This window comes from Synechococcus sp. CC9902 (assembly GCF_000012505.1).
GTDB lineage: Bacteria > Cyanobacteriota > Cyanobacteriia > PCC-6307 > Cyanobiaceae > Parasynechococcus.
The window spans coordinates 711036-732872 of the sequence record NC_007513.1 but is presented as its reverse complement, the minus strand read 5'-3'; the positions used below and the strand labels follow the sequence as shown (position 1 = coordinate 732872).

The 21837-nt window shown below is 58.1% G+C and carries 23 protein-coding genes and 1 pseudogene; 19 read left to right on the top strand and 5 right to left on the bottom strand.

Features of this window, described 5'->3' with window-relative positions:
* Positions 1-2661, bottom strand: coding sequence for a DNA gyrase subunit A (gene gyrA, locus SYNCC9902_RS03650; RefSeq protein WP_011359531.1), 2661 nt, complete (start codon positions 2659-2661; stop codon positions 1-3).
* 94 nt (positions 2662-2755) lie between these two features.
* Here gyrA and SYNCC9902_RS03645 point away from each other — a divergent pair, with 94 nt between their 5' ends.
* The 5 genes and pseudogenes from SYNCC9902_RS03645 to rsmD all read left to right on the top strand — a co-directional run.
* The gene (locus tag SYNCC9902_RS03645; protein WP_011359530.1) at positions 2756-3328 is read left to right on the top strand and encodes a CAAD domain-containing protein; all 573 of its coding nucleotides are present in this window, start codon (positions 2756-2758) and stop codon (positions 3326-3328) included.
* A gap of 57 nt (positions 3329-3385) precedes the next feature.
* Complete coding sequence (locus SYNCC9902_RS03640; RefSeq protein ID WP_011359529.1) at positions 3386-4549, top strand: GuaB3 family IMP dehydrogenase-related protein; 1164 nt, start codon at positions 3386-3388, stop codon at positions 4547-4549.
* 127 nt (positions 4550-4676) lie between these two features.
* Positions 4677-5054 (top strand): thioredoxin, encoded by a 378-nt coding sequence (gene trxA, locus SYNCC9902_RS03635; RefSeq protein WP_255346182.1) that lies wholly within the window; start codon positions 4677-4679, stop codon positions 5052-5054.
* A gap of 30 nt (positions 5055-5084) precedes the next feature.
* A complete protein-coding gene (gene hisH / locus SYNCC9902_RS03630; protein ID WP_011359528.1) occupies positions 5085-5726 on the top strand; it encodes an imidazole glycerol phosphate synthase subunit HisH in 642 nt (213 codons plus the stop codon).
* Positions 5723-6259 (top strand): annotated as a pseudogene (gene rsmD / locus SYNCC9902_RS12665) (16S rRNA (guanine(966)-N(2))-methyltransferase RsmD); the annotation flags it as partial. The gene hisH and the pseudogene rsmD, both read left to right, overlap by 4 nt.
* 13 nt (positions 6260-6272) lie before the next feature.
* On the opposite strand, the gene petG reads toward rsmD, so the two are convergent.
* The gene (petG, locus tag SYNCC9902_RS12865; RefSeq protein ID WP_009790260.1) at positions 6273-6389 is read right to left on the bottom strand and encodes a cytochrome b6-f complex subunit V; all 117 of its coding nucleotides are present in this window, start codon (positions 6387-6389) and stop codon (positions 6273-6275) included.
* A 56-nt stretch (positions 6390-6445) separates the two neighbouring features.
* On the opposite strand from petG, the gene SYNCC9902_RS03620 reads away from it, so the two are divergent.
* The 6 genes from SYNCC9902_RS03620 to ruvC all read left to right on the top strand — a co-directional run bounded on the left by SYNCC9902_RS03620 (position 6446) and on the right by ruvC (position 11804).
* Complete coding sequence (locus SYNCC9902_RS03620; RefSeq protein ID WP_011359526.1) at positions 6446-6835, top strand: c-type cytochrome; 390 nt, start codon at positions 6446-6448, stop codon at positions 6833-6835.
* A gap of 64 nt (positions 6836-6899) precedes the next feature.
* Positions 6900-7670, top strand: coding sequence for an RNA methyltransferase (locus tag SYNCC9902_RS03615; protein WP_049749419.1), 771 nt, complete (start codon positions 6900-6902; stop codon positions 7668-7670).
* 29 nt (positions 7671-7699) lie between these two features.
* The gene (locus SYNCC9902_RS03610) at positions 7700-8866 is read left to right on the top strand and encodes a serine hydrolase (protein ID WP_011359524.1); all 1167 of its coding nucleotides are present in this window, start codon (positions 7700-7702) and stop codon (positions 8864-8866) included.
* Complete coding sequence (locus SYNCC9902_RS03605; RefSeq protein WP_011359523.1) at positions 8863-10248, top strand: DUF3370 domain-containing protein; 1386 nt, start codon at positions 8863-8865, stop codon at positions 10246-10248. The genes SYNCC9902_RS03610 and SYNCC9902_RS03605 overlap by 4 nt, the downstream gene beginning before the upstream one ends.
* Entirely contained in the window at positions 10245-11333 is a 1089-nt protein-coding gene (bchI, locus tag SYNCC9902_RS03600; RefSeq protein ID WP_011359522.1) for a magnesium chelatase ATPase subunit I, read from the top strand. Before SYNCC9902_RS03605 ends, bchI begins: the two co-directional genes overlap by 4 nt.
* 6 nt (positions 11334-11339) lie before the next feature.
* On the top strand, positions 11340-11804 hold the full coding sequence (gene ruvC / locus SYNCC9902_RS03595) for a crossover junction endodeoxyribonuclease RuvC (protein ID WP_009790266.1): 465 nt from the start codon (positions 11340-11342) through the stop codon (positions 11802-11804).
* A 660-nt stretch (positions 11805-12464) separates the two neighbouring features.
* Here ruvC and SYNCC9902_RS03585 read toward each other — a convergent pair.
* Entirely contained in the window at positions 12465-12737 is a 273-nt protein-coding gene (locus SYNCC9902_RS03585) for a DUF3104 domain-containing protein (RefSeq protein ID WP_011359521.1), read from the bottom strand.
* Positions 12738-12838: 101 nt separating this feature from the next.
* A complete protein-coding gene (locus tag SYNCC9902_RS03580) occupies positions 12839-13042 on the bottom strand; it encodes a hypothetical protein (protein WP_011359520.1) in 204 nt (67 codons plus the stop codon).
* Positions 13043-13598: 556 nt separating this feature from the next.
* Between SYNCC9902_RS03580 and SYNCC9902_RS03570 the strand changes: the two genes are divergently transcribed.
* The 8 genes from SYNCC9902_RS03570 (at position 13599) to SYNCC9902_RS03535 (ending at position 20219) form a co-directional block, all read left to right on the top strand.
* Complete coding sequence (locus SYNCC9902_RS03570) at positions 13599-13988, top strand: AbrB family transcriptional regulator (RefSeq protein ID WP_011359518.1); 390 nt, start codon at positions 13599-13601, stop codon at positions 13986-13988.
* Positions 13989-14366: 378 nt separating this feature from the next.
* Positions 14367-14978 carry a 5-formyltetrahydrofolate cyclo-ligase gene (locus SYNCC9902_RS03565; RefSeq protein ID WP_011359517.1) on the top strand — a complete coding sequence of 204 codons (612 nt, stop codon included), beginning with the start codon at positions 14367-14369 and terminating at the stop codon, positions 14976-14978.
* 22 nt (positions 14979-15000) lie between these two features.
* Positions 15001-15408 (top strand): hypothetical protein, encoded by a 408-nt coding sequence (locus tag SYNCC9902_RS03560; protein ID WP_011359516.1) that lies wholly within the window; start codon positions 15001-15003, stop codon positions 15406-15408.
* An 8-nt stretch (positions 15409-15416) separates the two neighbouring features.
* Positions 15417-15860 carry a SufE family protein gene (locus SYNCC9902_RS03555; RefSeq protein ID WP_011359515.1) on the top strand — a complete coding sequence of 148 codons (444 nt, stop codon included), beginning with the start codon at positions 15417-15419 and terminating at the stop codon, positions 15858-15860.
* Between the two features lie 38 nt (positions 15861-15898).
* Complete coding sequence (locus SYNCC9902_RS03550) at positions 15899-17206, top strand: homoserine dehydrogenase (protein ID WP_011359514.1); 1308 nt, start codon at positions 15899-15901, stop codon at positions 17204-17206.
* 110 nt (positions 17207-17316) lie between these two features.
* Positions 17317-17553, top strand: a complete 237-nt coding sequence (locus SYNCC9902_RS03545) for a hypothetical protein (protein ID WP_011359513.1) — start codon at positions 17317-17319, stop codon at positions 17551-17553.
* 96 nt (positions 17554-17649) lie between these two features.
* Positions 17650-19200, top strand: a complete 1551-nt coding sequence (locus SYNCC9902_RS03540) for an ABC transporter substrate-binding protein (RefSeq protein ID WP_011359512.1) — start codon at positions 17650-17652, stop codon at positions 19198-19200.
* Positions 19200-20219 (top strand): ABC transporter permease, encoded by a 1020-nt coding sequence (locus SYNCC9902_RS03535; protein WP_011359511.1) that lies wholly within the window; start codon positions 19200-19202, stop codon positions 20217-20219. The genes SYNCC9902_RS03540 and SYNCC9902_RS03535 overlap by 1 nt, the downstream gene beginning before the upstream one ends.
* Here SYNCC9902_RS03535 and SYNCC9902_RS03530 read toward each other — a convergent pair.
* A complete protein-coding gene (locus tag SYNCC9902_RS03530) occupies positions 20216-21808 on the bottom strand; it encodes an alpha/beta fold hydrolase (RefSeq protein WP_011359510.1) in 1593 nt (530 codons plus the stop codon). The two genes, SYNCC9902_RS03535 and SYNCC9902_RS03530, sit on opposite strands and share 4 nt — an antisense overlap.
* Positions 21809-21837 lie beyond the last annotated feature (29 nt).

Here is a 21837-nt window from a genome sequence, read left to right as displayed (position 1 = left end):
TCAGCCCTCAGCTGATGGTTCAGACGACTCCCCTGAAGCCTGCGGCTGGTCGGCCACATCGCCGTTGGCCTGGTCACCGTCGTCATCCGTTTCCGCCTCGGGCGGCACCAGCACCACATCCGCCAAGCGATCGCCCTTATCGAGACGCTGCAAACGAACGCCGGTGGCGGCTCGGGATTGCTGAGGAATGGCATCAGCGCCGGTGCGCACAATCACACCCTTTTCACTCACCAACAACAGCTCTTCCCCAGCTCCCAACACCCGTAATCCCACGAGTTCATCGGCATCGGTGCGGAACTTCATCGCCCGCAATCCCATGCCAGCCCGTTTCTGCAAACGGAATTGGGTAACGGGAACCCGCTTGCCAAGCCCAGATGCCGACGCCACCAACACCCATGGGCCTTCGGCTGCCACAGCCGTTTCAGCAACGTCTCCTGCATCGTCGCCATCCCCGGCATCATCGGCACTGGCGGCAATTTGATCGGCCAACTCCGCTGGCAGCACATCCATGCTCACCAAACTGTCGCCCTTGCGCAGGTTCATCGAACGCACACCGCGGGCGGTGCGACCCAAGGGGCGCAACTCACCATCCGCCAAGCGGAAGTGGATCGTCATCCCCGCCTTCGAGCCAATCAGCACACTGTCGCCTGGGATCGACAACCGCACCCAGGTGAGCGCGTCGCCATCTTCCAAACCAATGGCAATCAAGCCGTTGGAACGAATATTGCTAAATGCCGAAAGCCGCGTGCGCTTGATAAAGCCACCCTGGGTGAGCATCAACAAATCGGTGTCGTCGTTGAATTCCGAAACGGCTAGCAACGAAGTGATCGCCTCTTCCCGAGGAATCGGCAACAGCTGCACCACCGGTGTGCCTTTGGCGGTACGGCTGCACTGCGGCACCCGATAGGCCGGAAGCGCATAGGCCACGCCCCGATCGCTGAACAACAGCAACGTGTCGTGGTCGTTGCAGCCGATGAACAGCTTCACCGCTTCTTCACCCTGGCTGCGAGTGCCTGCTTTGCCGCGGGTGCCACGGCTTGTGGCTTCGAATTCACTCACCGGCATCCGCTTCAGATAGCCGGTTTCGGTGAGCAACACCACCGAGCGCTCATTCGCGATCAGGTCGATGTCTTCCAGGCCACCAGCCAGATCCAAAATTTCGGTGCGCCGCGGCACGCTATGGCGCTCGCGCAGTTGGACAAGCTCCTCTTGGATGAGGCCCAGCACCCGTTCCCGACGGCCGAGGATGTCTTTGTAGTCGGCAATCTTGGTGACGAGATCTTCGTGCTCCAGGCGGATCTTGTCCGCTTCAAGCGCGGTGAGCCGCCTCAGTTGCATCTGCAAAATCGCATCCGCCTGCACCGCAGACAGCCCATGACGGTCTTGCAATTGCGTTCGCGCCGTTGCGGTGTCGGGTGCGGCACGGATCAAGGCAATGATCGGATCGAGCTGATCCAGGGCCAGCAGCAAGCCCAGCAAAATGTGGTCGCGCTCTTCGGCCTTGCGGAGCAAATAACGGGTGCGCCGCTCGATCGTCTCGATGCGGAAGTCGAGGAACACCTCGAGCATCTTGCGCAGGGTGAGCAGGATCGGCTCACCATTCACCAGCGCCAACATGTGGGCACTGAAGTTGCTCTGCAGCGGTGTGAGCTTGAACAAGTTGTTCAATACCACCTGCGGGTAGGCATCCCGACGCAACTCGACAACGATCCGCATGCCATCGCGGTCGCTTTCGTCGCGGATGTCGGAAATTCCCTCCAGTTTCTTGTCGTTCACCATCTCAGCGATGCGTTCAATCAACGCCGCTTTGTTGGTTTGATAAGGCAGAGCCGTAATGATCACGGCATCCCGATCAGGCCGACCGGGGGCTTCGATCGTTTCGACCTCAGCCACGCCGCGCATCGTCACCGAGCCGCGGCCACTTAAATAGGTTTCGCGGATCCCGGCGCGACCCAGAATCTGGCCACCGGTTGGGAAGTCGGGGCCAGGGATCAGAGTTATTAACTCCTGTTCCGAGATCTCAGGGTTGTTGATCAAGGCCATCAGGCCATCAATCAGTTCAGAGAGGTTGTGGGGAGGAATGTTGGTCGCCATCCCCACGGCGATGCCCGCCGATCCATTCAGCAATAGCTGCGGGATCCGAGCCGGAAGAACGGTTGGCTCCTGCTGGGAGCCATCGAAGTTGTCGGCATAGTCAACCGTCTCGGCTTCGATGTCTTCCAGCAGGCTGTCGGTGGTGAGAGCCCGCAACCGCGATTCGGTGTATCGCATCGCCGCCGGTGGGTCGTTATCCACCGAGCCAAAGTTTCCGTGCCCGTCGATTAGGGGCATCGACATTGAAAAGTCCTGGGCCATCCGAACCAGGGCGTCATAGACAGCCGTATCGCCGTGGGGGTGATATTTGCCCAACACTTCACCCACCACACGGGCGCACTTCCGATAAGGGCGATCACTGGTGAGCCCCAACTCATACATCGCGTACAGGATGCGCCGATGCACCGGTTTCAATCCATCGCGGGCATCAGGCAAGGCCCGACCCACGATCACACTCATCGCATACTCCATGTAGGAGCGCGACATCTCGTTGCGGAGATCTGTTTGGATAATTCGTTCGTCGGAATCGCCGGGACCGCCGCCTCCTGGTCCCACAGAATCCGCCATAGATCACCCGTTTGCCTTACCTAAATTTTATCGCGCGCCTGGTTTTTTGCTTAAAAAACACCGATAAGGTGCAGGTTAGTTTGTTGCCGGTGTGATGGAACCGACCGACGAGCCGCTTCAGGCCGCCGAATCAGCTGACACCACTGGAAGCCAGTCGGCTGTCCCCGTTCCACCAACACCCCCAGCGTCGGATTTAGTAGAGGAGCCTGTATCTGAGGCTGAACCAATCTCGGCTTCGCCCGCAGAGAGCCAACCCGCGCCCGAGATCGCGGTCGTTGCCGAGCCGGAACCAGCACCGGAACCCGTCGTCACCTCGACGGTGACCATTCCTGCCCAAGAGAATTCCACCGATGAGGGTGGCGAGTGGGATTTGCTCGTTGAAAAAATCAAAGCCTGGATTGATTCCAACCAACTTGGATCGCTTTGGGACCAAGCTCAACTGCCACTCCGTCTGATTGGCGGCTTGATCCTCTTTGTGATCGTAAGCACCGTCTACAGCGGCATTCTCGGCACAATCAACAAGGTTCCTCTCGCCCCAGGGCTGCTGGAACTCACTGGTGTGATTTGGCTGTTGAATTACGCCCGCTGCAACCTCGTTCGCAGTAGCGATCGCAAGCGGGTGATTGATGCTGTGGGGTCCACTTGGAACAAGGTTGTGGGGCGTTAACCACAAACCGATCCATCCCAATTGGTAGTTTGAGTCGACTTCACGAAAAGTCGCTCGGTGGACATTCAGCTTGGACGCTCCAAAACTGTTCGCCGCGCCTACGGAATTGATGAGATCGCCCTTGTGCCAGGAGGGCGCACGGTGGATCCCGAGGTCACCAACACCAGTTGGAGCCTTGGTGGTATTACGCGAGAGATTCCGATCATCGCCAGTGCCATGGACGGCGTGGTGGATGTGGACATGGCCGTGCGGCTCTCAGAGTTGGGTGCCCTTGGCGTTTTGAACCTTGAGGGTGTTCAAACCCGTTACGAGGATCCCAATGCGGTTTTGGATCGCATTGCCGCCGTCGGCAAAACGGAATTTGTTCCGTTGATGCAAGAGATCTACAGCCAACCCGTCCAAGAGCAGCTCATCCGCAAACGGATTCAAGACATCAAGGCCCAAGGGGGCATCGCCGCTGTGAGTGGCACCCCAGTAGCAGCGATGCGTTTCCGCAAGGCCATCGCTGAAGCAGGCGCGGATCTCTTCTTTGTGCAAGCCACGGTGGTGTCGACCAACCACATCGGTCCTGAAGGTCAGGCCACCTTGGACCTCGAAGAGCTGTGCCAAGGCATGGGCTTGCCCGTGGTGATCGGTAATTGCGTCACCTATGAGGTGGCGTTGCAACTGATGCGAGCCGGTGCTGCCGGGGTGATGGTGGGCATTGGCCCTGGAGCCGCCTGCACATCCAGGGGCGTACTGGGCGTTGGCATTCCACAAGCCACAGCAGTTGCAGACTGTGCCGCAGCTCGCGCCGATTTCCAAAAAGAGAGCGGACGCTATGTGCCGATCGTTGCTGACGGCGGCATCGTCACCGGTGGCGACATCTGCAAGTGCATCGCCTGCGGCGCTGATGCCGTGATGATTGGATCCCCGATTGCTCGGGCCGAGGAAGCACCCGGACGCGGGTTCCATTGGGGGATGGCCACGCCAAGCCCTGTCTTGCCCCGCGGCACCCGCATCAATGTGGGCAGTACGGGAAGCATTGAGCGCATTCTTCGCGGCCCCGCAAAGCTCGATGACGGCACCCACAACCTGCTGGGTTGCCTCAAAACCTCAATGGGAACCCTGGGTGCCCGCACGATTGCCGAGATGCAAACCGTCGAAGTAGTGGTGGCACCCTCCCTGCTCACAGAAGGAAAGGTGTACCAAAAGGCTCAAAATCTAGGGATGGGTAAGTAGAGGAGAGCTAATCTGCATTTGTGTGCGGGCTAGCGCCCACACACTCCTCACACCCCCGGCTCGACGCGTTCGAGCTTTCATTCTTTTCTTCAGGCAACCATCACAGATCTCCTCGCTCCGAACATTTTTGGCTGCCGAGAGTGAAAACGTTGCTAAATTCGAAACACATTTATCGAGCTATATGTCGAGCGCTGCCGCTGTCACCGACGCTTCTTTCGAACAGGACGTTCTCCAGAGCGACGTGCCGGTTTTGGTCGACTTCTGGGCCCCTTGGTGCGGTCCTTGCCGGATGGTGGCTCCCATCGTCGAAGAAATCGCAAAAGAATTCGAAGGCCAAATCAAGGTGTTCAAGCTCAACACCGATGAAAACCCCAACGTGGCCAGCCAATACGGGATTCGCAGTATCCCCACACTGATGGTGTTTAAGGGCGGCCAAAAGGTCGACACCGTTGTTGGTGCCGTTCCCAAAGCCACCCTCTCAGGCACAATTTCGAAGTATCTCTGAGGCATCTGCCTCGTCGAACGGGTTGATCGATTGGGCCTGAATCTCGGTGTGATCGATTACGGCATGGGCAATCTCCACTCGGTGGGGAAAGCCCTCGAACGGCTTGGCGAACAAGCAGTTCTTGTGCAAGGTCCAGAGGACCTCAAGTCGGTCGACGCCTTAATTCTTCCGGGGGTTGGGTCCTTCGATCCAGCGATCGAAAACCTTCGAGCCACAGGATTGATTCCCCATCTCAAAGATTGGGGCAACAACAACCGTCCCCTGCTGGGCATATGCCTCGGGCTGCAGCTTCTGTTCGAACGCAGTGATGAGGGAAGCAAAGATGGCCTGGGATTGTTCCAAGGTGCCGTTGAACGGCTCCAGAGCCATCCCAACGAGCGAATTCCTCACATGGGATGGGCGCCCCTCACAGTCGAACGCAATTGCCCGCTGCTGCACAGCGACGACCCCACCCCTTGGGTGTATTTCGTGCACAGTTATGCCGCCGTTCCCCTGAACAGCTCGGTGTTGGCGGCCACAGCCGCCTACGGCAACGCCGCCGTAACAGCGATGGTGTGGAGCGGACGGATCGGCGCTTGCCAATTTCATCCTGAAAAATCATCCGCCGCCGGGGAAGCGATGCTCAAGCGCTGGCTCCACTGGTTGCACCAAGGCGCAGAGCCGGTCCATTGAAGGGATCAGCCCAATTACGCCTCACCGGTGGCCGGCGCCTATTGAGCCCCCCAGGCCATGACACACGACCCACCACGGCCCGTGTTCGCGAAGCGGTGATGAATATCCTTGCTCCCCGCCTCGACGGTTGTCGCTGGTTGGATCTCTGTAGCGGCAGCGGTGTGATGGCTTGTGAAGCCCTGCAACATGGCGCCCAGTTGGTTGTTGCAGTGGAAAACCACGCCTCCACCGCTCGCATCTGCAGCCAAAACTTGCAAACCGTGAGCGACAGCCTCGCCGACGAAGCTCAAATCAAAGTGATTCGCCAAGACGTGGTGCATTGGCTGCAACGGGATTGGACCGAACCAGCTTTCGATCTGGTTTACTTCGATCCCCCCTACGACGCTGATCTCTACACCCAGGTGATCCAACAACTCAGTGATGGCGGGTGGCTACACAGCGAAAGTCTTGTGATCTGTGAACACCGCTCGCGCCGAACCCCCGTCACAGACCCATGCTGGACGGTGAAAGATCAACGCAAATACGGCATCAGCAGCCTGCTGATGCTCAGCCCCCCAGAGCGCTACCGCCCCGTCGATACTGGTTCCACGCCGCCACAAACAGACCCAAAAGCGTTACGGGAATCAGACCCAAAACGATGCCGCACAGCAGAGGTTCGATCATGACGTCGCATCACCTATCAAGATTGAGCAGAATTCTGTCATCGACACCCCTGGATTGTGATCGAGCCGTCATCAACTGCAGCTGAACAGCCGGAAAGAGGTCGTGGTCTCATCACAGCCCTCGTTGTGTTGGCAGCCGCAGCTTGCGTTGTTCTCGTGCTTTGGGTGCTGGGCAACGCCCGCCAAGATCCCTACGTACGCGCCAGCCTCGATCTTCCAGGCTCCGCCGACCATGGCGGGCAGTTGTTCCGCATCAACTGCGCCGGCTGCCATGGCCTCGCCGGACAAGGGCTTGTTGGTCCAAAACTTGTTGGGATCAGCGAGCAACGCAACGATCCGGTGCTCGTTCACCAAATCATCAGCGGTGAAACGCCACCCATGCCGAGCTTTCAAATGGAACCGCAGTCGATGGCCGATCTACTCGCCTACCTGCACGACCTCTCTTGAGCCTTCACCGTTGCCAGTTTCAACGAGCATTCCCTTTTGAGCGTCCTCCGTTGACATCAACGCTGTGAACAATGTGGTGGTGGTGCTGGTGGAGCCGGCAGGCCCCCTCAACATCGGCAGCGTTGCCCGCCTTTGCGCCAACTTCAACGTTGAGGAGCTGCGGCTTGTGGCTCCCCGCTGTGATCACCTCAGCGAACCATCCCTCCAGATGGCCGTCCATGGCCGCGAGATGCTTCACAGCGCCAAGCTCTACCCCACGCTGCTTTCAGCCATTGGGGACTGTCGCCGCAGCGTGGCCAGTTGCGGTCGCATCGACCACGGCGCCATCCCTTTGCATTCCCCTACCGACGCCCTCACCTGGTTGCTCGCGAGGCCAACCCCAGAGCCGCACCAACCCGGGCCGATTGCGGTGGTGTTTGGCCGCGAAGATCGCGGCCTCTCCAATGATGAACTTCGTCTTTGCCAAAGGGTTTTGACCCTTCACAGCGGGTCCGACTACCCCTCGCTCAACCTCTCCCACTCCGTGGGCATCGTGCTGCACGACATGGCGCGCCTCAGCACCAAGCTCCACATCCCCTCAACCGCAGATCCAAGCGCTAAGCCAGCCCAACTGCCATCGCCGGATCCTGCGGCAGCTCCAGCCCTGACCGCCCTCCTCGACGATGCCACCGATTTATTACTGGAAGCCGGTTTTTTGCTGCAACACACGGCCCATGCACGCATGGGCAAAGTGCGAGATCTGTTGCAACGCGCCACCATTCGAACGGAAGAGGTGGCTTTGATCCGCGGCATGGTTCGTCAGCTGCGCTGGGCCATCCGCTCACACCGCCCCTAATCTCAGCCGAGCGATAGGCATCAGCCAGGTTGACTAGCAGCCGACCATCTCGACGCATCCCAGGCTGGGGACAGCCCGCCCGCCTGATCACCCGCTTGATCCTGATTGGGATCGGGCTTGGAGTGATCAGTGGTTCTGCCCTGAAAATGCTGGCCCCTCAGGTGCGCCAGCAGCAGTTAGCGCTGCCGGAGTGGCTCGCGAAGCAGCCCTGGATCGACAGCATCACTCCCGAGGGTGCAAAGCAATCCAACGGCGCATCCGACAGTTCATCCAAAAGCGCAGCTGCGACGGTTCCCCTCGCCCCTCTCCGCAACACAGGGCTCCCTCAACACCCCTTTGCACCGCGTCAAGAGATCACGGCGCTCTCCCAACGCTGGATTCAGCAGGCCGCAACCCAACCTGACCTGCAGGTGAGCGCCTACATGCTCATCCTTGATGACGGTCGCTTTGCCCAGATGCACGCGAACCGGCCCATGCCGGCCGCAAGCTCCATCAAAACGCCCATCCTGCTGGCGGTTCTCGAGCGAATCGACCAAGGCACCCTGCAGTGGAATGAACCGCTAACACTCACGAAAGAACTGGTGGGTGGCGGCGCCGGATGGATGGCCTCACGCCCCCTGGGAACGCGCTTCCCCACCTACGAGGTGGCCACTGAAATGATTCGGGTGAGCGACAATTCCGCCACCAATTTGATGATTGCAAGGGCCGGAGGCCAAGACGCCATCAACGCTCGCTTTCAAGCGCTCGACCTGCCGGCCACGGTGGTGAACAACTGGCTTCCAGACCTTGATGGAACCAACACCACCAGCGCCCGTGATCTCAGCCGCGCCATTGCCCTGGTGGATAGCGGAGAAAGTCTTGCCCCCCGCAGCCGCGATCTCTTCCGGGAGGTGATGGCGACCTCCGTCACCAACACCCTGTTGCCCACGGGCCTGATGCGAGGCCTCGGAGGCGCCCAAGGAGCACCCGACTCCGCCCTTGCTCGTAAGGGTTATCGGGTGTTCAACAAAACCGGAGACATCGGCACCGCCTATGCCGACGCCGGCTTAATTGAACTTCCGGATGGCCGCAGAGCGGTGGCAGGTTTTTTGGTGAAAGGACCCTTCAATGACCCCCGCTCCACCGAGATGATCCGCCAACTTGCCGCGGCCATGGCTCCCCATCTCAAGCCACAACCAGCGCCAGCCAAACCATGACGCTGAACCGCTTGTTCCCAGCCACCCTGGCGCCAATCGCTCTCCTTGGGCTCACCATGCCAGCCATGGCAGAGGTGGTGGTGCGTCAGCAAACCGTGCGTCCTCTCCCCGGCGGGCTCGATGCCGTGCTGATGGTGAACGACAACAACCCAGAGCTGATTGCGAGCGATGGAATCCTGCTGTCCACCTTCCCCACGGGCCGCGACGCGTCCTTACCCGTCGCGCTGAACGGCCGTTTTGATCTGTTCAGCCATCACGTCTATGCCGGCGATGCCGAGGCCAGTCCGGAATCCACCCTCTGGTTCGCGCTTCTAGCCGCACCCCTCGGCGACCAACCCGTCACCCTCACCCTGCTCGAGGGGAGCACGTCTTTATCCCAAGCCACCAAACCAGGCCAAACCGAAGCCCCCTTCCTGCCGCTTCCCAGCCACATGCGGGAAACCACGGCCGTGGTGGCGTCGGGTCCTGGTAGCCGTGTTGCCGGGGATCTTCTCGCTGGCCGAACGGCCCCGGAACTCAGCCATCAAACCTGGACCCTGAAGCCAGGAGAACCCACTCGCTTGCTTCGTCTACCGATGCCGGTCGCAGGCCTCGATCCCCTGCTCAACGGCCGGAATGTGCAGTTGCGCCTCCACAGCTCCGCCCCCGTAGCCATCGCCACCCTGGCGGGCCACGGCCAAGATGCGAAGCCCCCCAGCGACCAGGCGTGGCGCACCATGCTCAGCCAGGGAATCCTCAGCAAAAAAGAACACCGGCCAAGCCCCCGCGGCAGCCGCGGCAAGTTGATTTATTCCCGGGTGAGTGGTGTGCAACGGGGCAGCCGCTGGACTGCCGAGATCACCGATCCCGGCAGTCGGGTGCTCGATGCCCCCCAAGGGCCGATGTCCTGGCCGATTAGCAGCCTCGAACGCGGCACCCTGGCTACCGGCCAAGTTCAAACCGCAGAACTCAAAGCGTTCTATCCCGGAACCGCCTGGGCCGCCCATGGAAACTACGGGGTTGAATACGACCTCCGCCTGCCCCTGCGGAACAACAGCACCAAACCGGTGACGCTGCAGGTGTCTCTCGATTCCCCCCTGAAGGGCAACAAAACCACTGAATCACTCCGGTTTCGCAGCGATCACAACGGACCCGTGATGTTCCGCGGCCCATTGCAGATCCGAGGCCTCGACGGAACCGACGGTGAGCCGCTCGGACGCCAAACGGTGCATTTGGTCTTGCGCCAAGGGCAACAGGGGCCGTCCCTCGGCCAGGTAACCCTCAACCCCGGCGAACAACAACAGGTTCAGCTGCGACTGGTCTATCCCGCCGATGCCACCCCACCCCAGGTGCTGACTGTTCAGCCTGTGAAACAATTCTCTCGATACAAGAGATCACTGTGACGGCACCACGGAAGCGCAGGGTTTTCCCCTTTACTGCGGTGATCGGTCAGGAGGAAATGAAGCTGGCGCTTCTCCTCAACGTGATCGACCCACGCATCGGCGGCGTGATGATCATGGGCGACCGTGGGACGGGGAAATCCACCACGATCCGTGCGCTGGCGGACCTTCTGCCCGACATTGATGTGGTGGCTGGAGACCCGTACAACAGCTCCGCCACCGATCCAGACCTGCAAAGCAGTGAGGTGCGCGAACGGTTGATTCGCAACGAAACCGTGGCCACAGAACCGCGGCAGGTGCCGATGGTGGACCTTCCCCTCGGCGCCACAGAAGATCGACTCTGCGGAACGATTGATATTGAAAAAGCCCTCAGTGAGGGCGTACGGGCCTTTGAACCAGGCCTCTTGGCCAAGGCCAACCGCGGCTTGCTCTACGTGGATGAGGTGAACCTCCTCGACGATCACCTTGTGGATGTGTTGCTGGATTCCGCCGCATCGGGCTGGAACACCGTGGAGCGCGAGGGGATTTCAGTGCGCCACCCGGCCCGGTTCGTTCTGATTGGCTCCGGCAACCCTGAAGAAGGAGAACTGCGCCCTCAACTGCTGGACCGCTTTGGTATGAGCGTGGAGGTGCGCACCGTGCGCAACCCAGAACTTCGTGTGCAGGTGGTGGATCAACGCACCGCCTTTGACAGCGACCCTGACGGCTTCAGTACGGCCGTCGAAGCCAATCAAGATGCACTTCAGCAACGGGTCGTCGATGCCCAACAACGGCTCGACCAGGTGACCATCGACGACGATCTCCGCCTGCGGATTTCGGCCGTTTGCGGAGAGTTGGATGTGGATGGTTTGCGGGGAGACATCGTGACCAACCGCGCCGCGCGTGCCCTGGCCGCCTTCGAGGGACGAACGGAAGTGAGCGAAGACGATGTGGCCCGGGTTGCCTCCTGTTGCCTCCGCCACCGCCTCCGCAAAGATCCCCTGGAACAGGTGGACTCCGGTGATCGCGTTGTGAAGGTGTTCTGCAAGGTGTTTGAACGCAGTGAGGGCAGCGATCGCGCCGATTTCGAACTAGCCCTCGCGGCCTAAAGCAACTTGAGGATCCTCGGCATCGACCCTGGCCTAGCTCGTGTGGGCTACGGCGTCATCGACACCAGTGGCGGCCAACAACGCATGCTTGATTGCGGAATTATTCGCACCGAGCCGGGGTACTCGGAAGGGGATCGCATGGTGGTGATCGCCTCGGATCTCCGCCAGTTGATTCGTGCCTGGCGACCGGAATTAGCCGCGGTCGAAAAATTCTTTTTTTATCGATCAAGCACCACGATCAGCGTTGTTCAGGCCCGAGGGGTAGTGATGATGACGTTGGCGCGCTTCAAAGTGCCTGTGGTGGAATTTCCACCGATGCAAATCAAGCTCGCCCTTGCTGGATTCGGCCACGCCGAAAAAGATGAAGTTCTTGAAGCGGTGATGCGAGAACTCAACCTCACCGATCCTCCAAGGCCAGATGACGCGGCCGACGCCCTTGCGGTTGCATTAACCGGCTGGTTTCAGCGATAAGGTTCTATCAAGACCTATTGATTTCTTCGGTTATCGACAAGAAATACGACAACCGACCGATCAGATCAAAGCCCTCCACCATTGCTGGCATAGGGCTTTTTCATTCAAAGAAAGATCTCAACTGAGATTAATTTGCGATCAGTGAATGACGAATGCCACGATACGTCATCCACTTCTGAGCTTCATTCATACGCTCAATGTAATGATTGCGATCATATCCAAGCTCTTGAGTCTTGCTTTGGCGCGCGGGAACTTGATAGCTAATGCCGCGGTATGTGCAGGTCAGCATGAGAAATAGGGATTGCGTCCGCCAGAGAATCGCTTGAGTTCCCCCGTGACGCAACAGGACATGTATCAAGGTGAGTAAGTATTTATTCTTTCTTTGCTTTCTGGGTATCAAAGTGATACACACCCAGCCGACTTCTGTTAATCCCGATGAACCCTTGCGTCCAAAGCTGGTCTACAACCAAGATCTGGCCTTGAGCAGTCTGTTGTCAATGGTGTGGGGGAGAGTCCTCATTGGTCTCAATCCCCCCTGTGGCGGCCGCTCCCGCTGCCAGTCCCACAAGTTCAATATGAACAACAGGCGGACAAACCACCAACCGTCCTTAACCGAGCGTTACGCAGAGCCAGAGCCTCCACCACAAGACCCAGCCAGCACTAAAGCCTGGGGACGATGTGCGTCACCAGATCTGCATTCACCCAAAGGACCTCCCCTGAGTCGACATCGGCGACTTGAAAGAGGGTCGGCACGCTTGGATTCCTCGCACCTCCCTCCACATAGATCACGTCCGCCATCCACCAGCGGTCGTCGTCCGACGTAAAACCCACCTCAGGGAGATGCCGAACAATCACAGTCATGCCCGCCTTCACCGACAAGAAGATGGGATCCCCCGCCTTAACGGCGACAGGCGCTGAACGGTCTTCGCTCATCCAACACGATTAAGTACATCTGTACTAGCACTTTTCCTCGTGTTCGGCTATTCGCCACATTCAGGTGAAACGGCCAGGCAAAGCCACTCGATCAAGCCGCTTCAATCGGAGAGGCTTGCCTCTTGCACCGCTTCCACCACGTCGATTTCGTTCATTTCTTTGATCTCGAGCCTGTTAAGAAAATGCTCTCGACCCGCATCGGTAGACAGCAACTCGTTCAGGTCTTCTCGCGTGGCTTGCTTCAGAAGTCCGTTAAGGGTGCCCTTGATGGTGCACAAAAAAACCACATCTTGGTTGTAACTCATCTCCCTCAGCTGCCCTCAATCGGTTGGTCTTCTCCAGAACCTAACCAGGCTGGAATTCCGCACCGCGCGAATCTTGAGAAGAGGGATGTCCACGATGAAGCGTCCGTAAGACAGTTCAGTGAAACGACATTCGTGACATCCATCGGCCAAAACACGATGCCTCTTGCGCTTTAAAGAGCTCGATGTCATTGGTAAACGGATCCAATCTCCGCAATTGGCTTCAAAACCCCAAAAGATGGGGCGTTCATCAAGATCCCCACCGTCAAAATCGCCACCGTCAAAATCGAAACATTGGCCGTACCCAATCAAGGATCAGTCGTCCCATTTCCACCGCGATCGAGCACGGTCCACAACAAAATCGACGACTTTCAGAAATTGAATGGCTGCGGCGCAAGATGAGCAGAGCAATACACCACTTCAAAAAAGGCTTGCCAAATGCAGACAAGGCTTAGAAAGCCATTTGGACATGCGGATCAAGCGATGCTTTTTCCCGCCTATTTATTGACAGGTGTCGAGTAATTCAAATATATTTTGCGTATCAATCAACAGCAATCCGATGCTTACAGGTTCAGACCTTCTCGCAAAAGTCAAAGATCTTGGCGACGTTTCAAAGTCTGATTTGGTAAGGGCTTGCGGTTACGTATCTTCAAAGAAGGATGGCAGCGAACGCCTGAACTTCACTGCGTTCTACGAGGCTCTGCTCGACGCTAAAGGTGTGAATCTCACCGGTGGTGGAGCTGCAATTGGCAAAGGCGGTCGCAAGCTGAGCTACATCGCAAAAGTTCAAGGCAACGGCAATTTGCTGATCGGCAAGGCTTATACCGCCATGCTGAATCTGGAACCCGGTGATGAGTTTGAAATCAAGCTCGGCAAAAAGGCGATTCGTCTTCTCCCCACTGGTGCTGCTGCAACCCACAGCGAAGGTGCTGAAGGCGTTGAAGAGTGATTGAGTCGGCATAGCCGAACCATCAAATATGGCTGCCCTGTCTTTCCGACAGGGCTTTTTTTATGGTCTGAGAACAACACTATTGCGCCCTGATCAAGGACGATCTCTGCATGCAACAGCGTCCATTCGGATCCAACACAAGCCTTCAGCACAACATGGGTTCAGCACCAACCACGAAAGAACGATTGTTGGACCACAAATCCGGAACAGGTGCAACGACATCTCACCAACACAACAACGAAGACATCACCATGAAGGTTTATCAATAATTCACCGGGTCGGCTCCGCCTCTGAAGCCAAAACGTGGAGAAAAGTGTGCAAGCTTCTCACCCAGTTGTTTCTATAACAATGAAGCGGATGTGGGCGTCCACTTCTTGAATGCACCCGTCTCATTCACTGTTGCCGGAGACCCCCAAGGCTGAAAATATGCGCGATAAAGCCAGTCTTCGTCGCCACTATCGGCAGCTTCGGCGAACAACCCCAGCCATCCATGAAGCGATCTATGGAGCGGCATTGAGCTTCGTTCGTCGAACAACAACGAAAAAATCTTTGGTGGGTTTGTATTGGCCCCTCGCCAACGAAATTGACCTTCGCCCCCTGCGGACGCAACTGCCCAATCCCATGGCCCTGCCCCAAGCCGACGGCAAAGGCTGTTTGCAGTACAAACGCTGGAGTGGCCAAAACCTTGAAAAGGATGGCTGCGGTATTCCCGCGCCAAGTAACGGCAGCAAGCTTCAAGCACAAGAGATCAGCCTGTTGCTCGTTCCAGCTCTTGCCGTGGATTCATCTGGGGTCCGCCTCGGCTATGGCGGGGGCTACTACGACCGATTGCGCGCAGACCCTCTCTGGGCGAACGTTCCCGCGTGGGTTGTGCTGCCGTCGAACTGCGTTCGATCCTCCCCATTGCCGCAGGACGCCTGGGATGTGCCCTTCAACGGTTGGATTACGGAACAGGGGTCTGGCCAGGTGTTGAGACCCAGCGCATCATGAGCTTCATCTGATCGCGCAGACCATGCTCCGTGTCTTGGCGTCTCTCCTTCTGTTTGGTGGCCTTGGGGCGATCCCAGTCCAGGCCCATCAAATTGAAAGTGCACTCAACTATCTCAACGGAGAACTCGAGCTCAGCAGCAGTTTTTCCAATGGAGAACCAACGCAAGGTGCTGTGGTCCGTCTGCTCAACGCCGATGGCAGCGCAGGCCAAGAGTTGGGTCGCACCGATCAAGCCGGTCGTCTCACCCTCGATCTCGACACGGTTCAAGACGGAATCGTCGATCTACAAATCGACGGTGGCCCGGGTCATCGTGATTACCTCGAAATGCCCGTCCAGGCCGGACAGGTGAAGCTTGATGAGGTGGTGTCCCTACCGTTGAGCCTTGTGCTTGTAGGGCTTCTGGTTAGCGTGCGACGTCGTAGTGACTAACAAACGGGATGGCCACCAGCACCGGCAGTGAAACCCTCGACCGGATGGTGGAACGTTTGGGCGGCACAACAGATCCCAAACGCCGCTACGAATATGTGCTCTGGCTGGCAAAAAAACTGGAGCCTTTTCCGGCCGATCAACAAACCGACGACATCAAAGTGAAGGGATGCGTATCGCAGGTGTATGTGCAAGGCACCCTCGCCGATGGGGTGATGCACTGGCAAGGGGATTCCGACGCACTGATCACCAAAGGGTTGTTGGCTCTCTTGATTCAGGGGCTGAATGGCCTCAGTCCAAAAGACGTCCAAGCCGTCGACCCTGCATTCATCGCAGCCACGGGCCTTCAAGCCAGCTTGACCCCGTCCCGTGCCAACGGTTTCCTCAATATTTTGCGTGCCATGCAAGAGCAAGCGCGCCGGCTTGAACCCAACACCGCGCCCATGGATTCATAGAGTTATTGAATGTCGCGTCATTAAGGGTTTAAAGGGGAATGGGTTCAGGGATCGGAATTGGTCTGCTCGGGCTGGGAACAGTTGGTGGCGGTGTGGCTTCGATCCTGCAAAGCCCGAGTGAACGCCATCCCCTTGTCGCGGATCTGAAACTTGTGCGCGTGGCGGTTCGAGATCTGAACCGACCGCGGTCTGTCGAACTCCCCAACGAAATCCTGACAACCGATCCAGCCGTCGTGGTCAACGACCCGGCCGTCGATGTGGTGGTGGAAGTGATCGGTGGAATCGAGCCAGCAAGAAGCTTGATCTTGCAGGCCATTGCAGCCGGAAAATCCGTTGTTACCGCGAACAAAGCGGTGATCGCGCGTCATGGCGAAGAAATTGCCGACGCTGCCGCCAAAGCTGGGGTGTACGTGCTCATCGAAGCCGCCGTTGGTGGTGGCATCCCGATCATTGAACCCCTGAAGCAATCCCTGGGGGGGAACCGGATCAACCGGGTTAGCGGAATCATCAATGGCACCACGAACTACATCCTCACGCGGATGGCCGATGAAGGCGCTGCTTACGAGAGTGTTTTAAAAGACGCGCAGGAGTTGGGATACGCCGAGGCAGACCCCGCAGCGGATGTGGATGGATTAGATGCCGCCGACAAAATCGCGATCTTGGCAAATTTGGCCTTTGGAGGCAGTGTCGAACGCAGTGCGGTACCCACGGCTGGCATCAGCCAATTGCAAGGGCGCGATGTGGATTACGCCAAACAGCTGGGCTACGGCGTGAAATTGCTCGCCGTGGCGGAACGGATGAAACCGTCGGGAGAACCACTCCCTCTCTCTCTCCGTGTGCAACCCACCCTTGTGCCGAATGATCACCCGTTGGCGGGTGTGAACGGCGTCAACAACGCCATCCTTGTGGAAGGCGATCCGATCGGTCGGGTGATGTTTTACGGACCAGGGGCCGGGGCCGGGCCCACCTCTTCAGCCGTGGTGGCGGACATCCTCAACATCGCTGGAATTCGCCAGGCCACCCAGGGCGATGATCGCTTGGACCCCCTCCTTGCGGCGAGCAGCTGGCGTCGTTGCGTGTTGGTGGATCAAGGCGAAATCCGTCAGCGCCATTACGTGCGCTTCCACACACAGGATGCTCCCGGCGTGATTGGTCGGATTGGTGGCTGCTTCGGCGATGGTGGGGTGTCGATCCAATCGATCGTTCAATTCAACGCCAGCAAAGCCGGTGCTGAAATTGTTGTGATCACCCACGAAGTGAGCCAAAAAAAGATGGACGAAGCACTCCAATCCATCCAAGCCTTGCCCGAAGTTTCGGGTCTCGCCGCCCATCTGGGTTGCCTTTAACTCCCCACCATCTCCGGACTCCCCCCGACGACGGGCCCGTCGATGCGTCAAAATATAAATATGTTTCGCTGCAGTGATCGGCAAACGCTGATCCATGCATCTAACGGTTCATGCCGAACCTCACCCAAACGACACTTCATCAAGGCTGTCTTATCCAAGATGCCCCCAACACGATGAGTATTCATCAAGGTGATTGCGTCAATCTCAACCGCGATGAGGACACCTACCAAGTGATTGGTGTGGATGGGGATCACGACCGTTGCTGGGTGCGCCGTTGGCCGATTGAACCGCAGGGTGGATCTCCCGTTTTTGAAATCTCCCTCAATCAAATCCGTAATTTGGGCTGACGCCATGTTCAATAGGTGCGTCTTTGCCTGAGCATCGCGTTGAAGCGAGCCAATCAAACCCTCAGGACGTCCATATCTTTTACCGCTGCCCTCGTGATGGCAGCTTTGACGCAAACCGGTTGTCAGGTCTCCTCAACGAACCAGCGCATCACCGTTGCGTCTGCTGGGTCCATCAGCTCGTTGGATCCAGCCCAAGTGAGCACGGTCCATAGCTTGCAGCTGTTGAGCGCGATTGGGGATCCGCTCTACAGCCTGAACAATGACGGGAGCCTGCAACCCCGCTTAGCAGCATCAGAGCCAACGATCAGCGCCGATGGCCGGCTCGTCACGATCCCGCTGAGAACAGATGTTCGTTTCCACGACGGCACCCGCTTTGATGCAAAGGCCATGGCCTTCAGCTTGCGCCGGTTTCTGCGAATCGGAACGCTGAGCTATGTGGTGGGAGATCGGATCAAAGCTGTGGAGGTTGAAGCCCCTCATGTGCTGAGGCTGGAGCTCAACCGACGCTCCACGTCCCTTGAGGGACTGCTCACATCCATCAACCTCACGCCCCTTTCTCCTCGGGCCTACGCCAAGCACAAGGACAGCTTTCTGCATGACAATTTTGTTGGCACAGGTCCTTACCGCCTCACCAAATTCAACGAGAAACAGCAACGGCTTGAACCCTTTGATCAGTACTGGGGAGATCCACCAAAAAATCCTGGCCTTGATCTGATCAGCCTCAGCAATTCCACCGCTCTCTTTGGTGCACTTCGCAGCGGCGAAGTGGATGTGCTGCTCTCAGCCTCGATTGATGAAGACCAACGCCATGCCCTGAACCAGCAAGCGAAGCGAGGGGACTTGCATGAATCGGTTGGGCCAGCGATGGAAATCGGCTACATCACTCTGCTGAGTAACACTGCACCGCTGAGCGACCAACGCCTGAGGCAAGCCATTGCCTTAAGCCTGGATCGCGATGAAGTGAGCGAGCGTGTGAGCTATGGATTGCGCCGACCGTTGCGCGCTTTGATTCCACCCAGCCTCCCCGGGGGAGGCGTGGCCCCATGGCCGAAGCACAATCCCAAAGATGCGAAAACACTGCTGAGGCAGTCGGGATACTGCGAAGGAACCCAACTCGAAGTGCCCCTTACCTTCCGTTCCAATGTTCCCGCCGACAAACTTCTAGCGCTGACGTGGCAAGCCCAAGTGCAGCGGGATCTGGCTGACTGCATGGTGCTCAAGCTGGATGGCGTGGAATCAACCACCGTGTACCGCCAGCTCGGGGAAGGGGCGTTCAAGGCCGTCATTCTTGATTGGCTCGGGAGCTATCCCGACCCCGAGGCTTATCTCAATCCTTTGCTGAGTTGTTCCAACGCTGAAGGGCATGTTTGCCTCGATGGAGAAGCCGCGATCAGCGGAAGCTTCTGGAGCGCACCAGGGCTTCAAAACGCCTTGCAGGAAAGCGACTCCGTTCGGGGCGCGCCGCGCGCCGCGATTCTCAACACCATCGAAGAGCTCACCGTGAACGGAGCGGCCTACATCCCCGTCTGGCTCGAATCCCCCAGGTCTTGGAGTCAACGCAGCTTGAAGCCACCGCTCTACAACCGCAGCGGCTTCCTACGCCTGGCTGAACTGGAACGGGTGTCCCATAAGCAGGAGGGCAACTGATGGGACGCGCTCGCGATCTAATCCGCTACAGCGCCACCCGCCTTGGGCTTGCCCCCTTAATGCTGTGGCTGATCGCCACCTTGGTGTTTCTGCTCCTGCGGGTGGCTCCCGGCGATCCAGTGGATGCCGTTCTTGGTAGCCGAGCCCCCGCTGCAGCCAAGGCCGCCATGCGCGCACGCCTCGGCCTGGATCAATCACTCTTGGATCAATATTTGAGTTATCTCAATGGCCTGATCCATGGAGACCTTGGGCAAGCCCTGATCAACCAGGAACCGGTGAGCAAGATCATCGGGAACACCCTGCCCGCAAGCCTTGAATTGAGCGTGATCGCCCTGATCGCCGCGGCGATTATTGGCCTGAGTATTGGGTTCAGCGGCATTGCCCGGCCAGAGGGTTCGATTGATTTCAGCGGGAGGCTTTACGGCCTAGGCACCTATGCGCTCCCCCCGTTCTGGGTCGCGATGATGGTGCAGCTGATCTTCGCTGTGAGCTTGGGTTGGTTTCCTGTGGGAGGCCGCTTCCCCCCCAGCCTGCTGCCACCAGAAGGCAGCGGCTTCTTTTTGTTCGACAGCGTTGTTTCGGGGAATTGGCCGGCCTTGGTTGGGAGCATCCGCCACCTCGTACTCCCAGCCGCAACGCTGGCACTCCTGCTGAGTGGAACATTCACCACCGCATTACGGCTCAACCTGCGTCGCACCTTGCGAGGGGACTACGTCGAGGCCGCCCGCAGTCGAGGGCTAAGCGAACGACAGGTGATCGTGCATCACGCCTTGCCGAATGCCCTGCTTCCGGTGCTCACCATTGCCGGCATCACAGTGGCCTCACTCATTGGCGGCGCACTCCTTATCGAAGTGACGTTCTCATGGCCTGGCATCGCTTTACGACTCCAAGAAGCGATCAACCAACGGGACTACCCCGTGGTGCAAGGCATCGTCGTCGTGATCGCTGCACTCGTTGTGCTGGTGAGCGTTGCTGTGGATCTTTTGGTAGCCGCCCTTGACCCGCGCGTTCGCTACTAAAGATCCCCAATGAGGCGATCGGCCTCGTTGCGATTCAAACGATGCCAACGGGTTGTTCCCCAATCGAAGTGCCCCGCGTTCGCCGCTGGAGACTGCGATTCGAGTTGCTCAAGAAATTGAATGATCTCCTGGGTCATCAGCGTTTGCACCGTGAGTGGATTTACGCCCACCAACTCTTCTCCCAGTTGAAAAAGGTCGTCTCCCTGCACTGAACCCGCTTGGCTCTCCACGCGAATCGGCGAAAAGTGACTCGCACCCTCAACCACCACCACCCGACTCAAGGGATGGTGACCAAGCCGTTGAAGCAACGGGATTTGTTCATCCAACGGTGGCGTAATCAAGTCGAGGGTTCCACCAAAGAGCAGCAACGGCATCTCCAACGGTTGTGTTTGCTTGCCGCGCGGCCAAATCAACCCACCAAAACTGTTTAAACCCACCACCGCGAGGGGCTGAGGATCAAGGGGAGCTGTTTTGAGGGCTCGACTATCGGCTAGTTCACACTGCAAAAGCTCAGACAAATTGGTGAGCGGAATTGCAGCCAATGAGGCGCGACAACGGCGGTCGATGCCAGGGACAGGATCAGCCCCCGCCGCCAACAAAGCGGTGAGGGCTCCAAGCGAGTGGCCCACCAGCACCACATTCGTTCCCTTCACAGGAAGACGGCCCTGGCGCTGAGCCCCCAGCACCGCATCAAGATCCAACAGTCTTTGACGCAGAGCTTTGGCCCCGTCAAAGGGTTGCCGCCCATCCAACAGCGCTTGAACAGCTTCAGCATCACTGCCTGGATGTTCAACGATCACAACAGCCCATCCCGCCTCACTGAGGTCTTCCGCCAACCAATGGAAATGCTCAGGATCTCCGCCCAAACCAGGCATGATCAGCAGCCAAGGTCGATCAGCTGGCGCTTCAGATGACGTTGACGACACCAACGACGACCAAGCTTGAACTTGGATTGGCGCAGCACGATGGCGCACCAATAACTCCATCGTCTCGGGGCCATTGGATCGCGACGATGCCAATCGGGACGTCTTTAAAGGCTGGGGACTGACCCGCCGCGTACTCGGTTCAGCAGCGAGAACAGCCATCAAGCTGTTGTGGCGCTCGAGTTGCTGTTGCCAATGGTTAGCGGCCTTCAGCAGAGCATTGAGATCCAACCGCAATTGTTCGGTGGGCAAGGCTTGCAAAACATCAAGCGTGGACACTTGCTCCTGTTGATCCAACAACCGCTCCAGGGTTGGAAGCACCTCAGAACTACTGATCGATCCACCACCTTCCACACGAACCAACGCCCCCAAGGCATCAATCAAAGGTGCAGCCCCCCAACTATTAAGGAGCTGTTGCCCAAGGCTGCGACGGGTGAGCACTGGCGCATTAAGCAAACGCATCAACCCCTCACGGCTATCGGGATTCAAGAGTCGCAACCAAGTAGCTAACTCACTTCGGCTGCGATCTCCAAGACGGCCAAACGACCTGAGATCCTCCAGCGACACTGGCAAAACGATGCCATCAATTTCCACTTCCAGTCGTTTAGTCGCACGCGCAGGCCACGATCCGACCGACAAGAGCAGCAGACTGCCGGTCAAGCCCATTGCGAGGCATCGTCCTGTTAAGCGTCCGA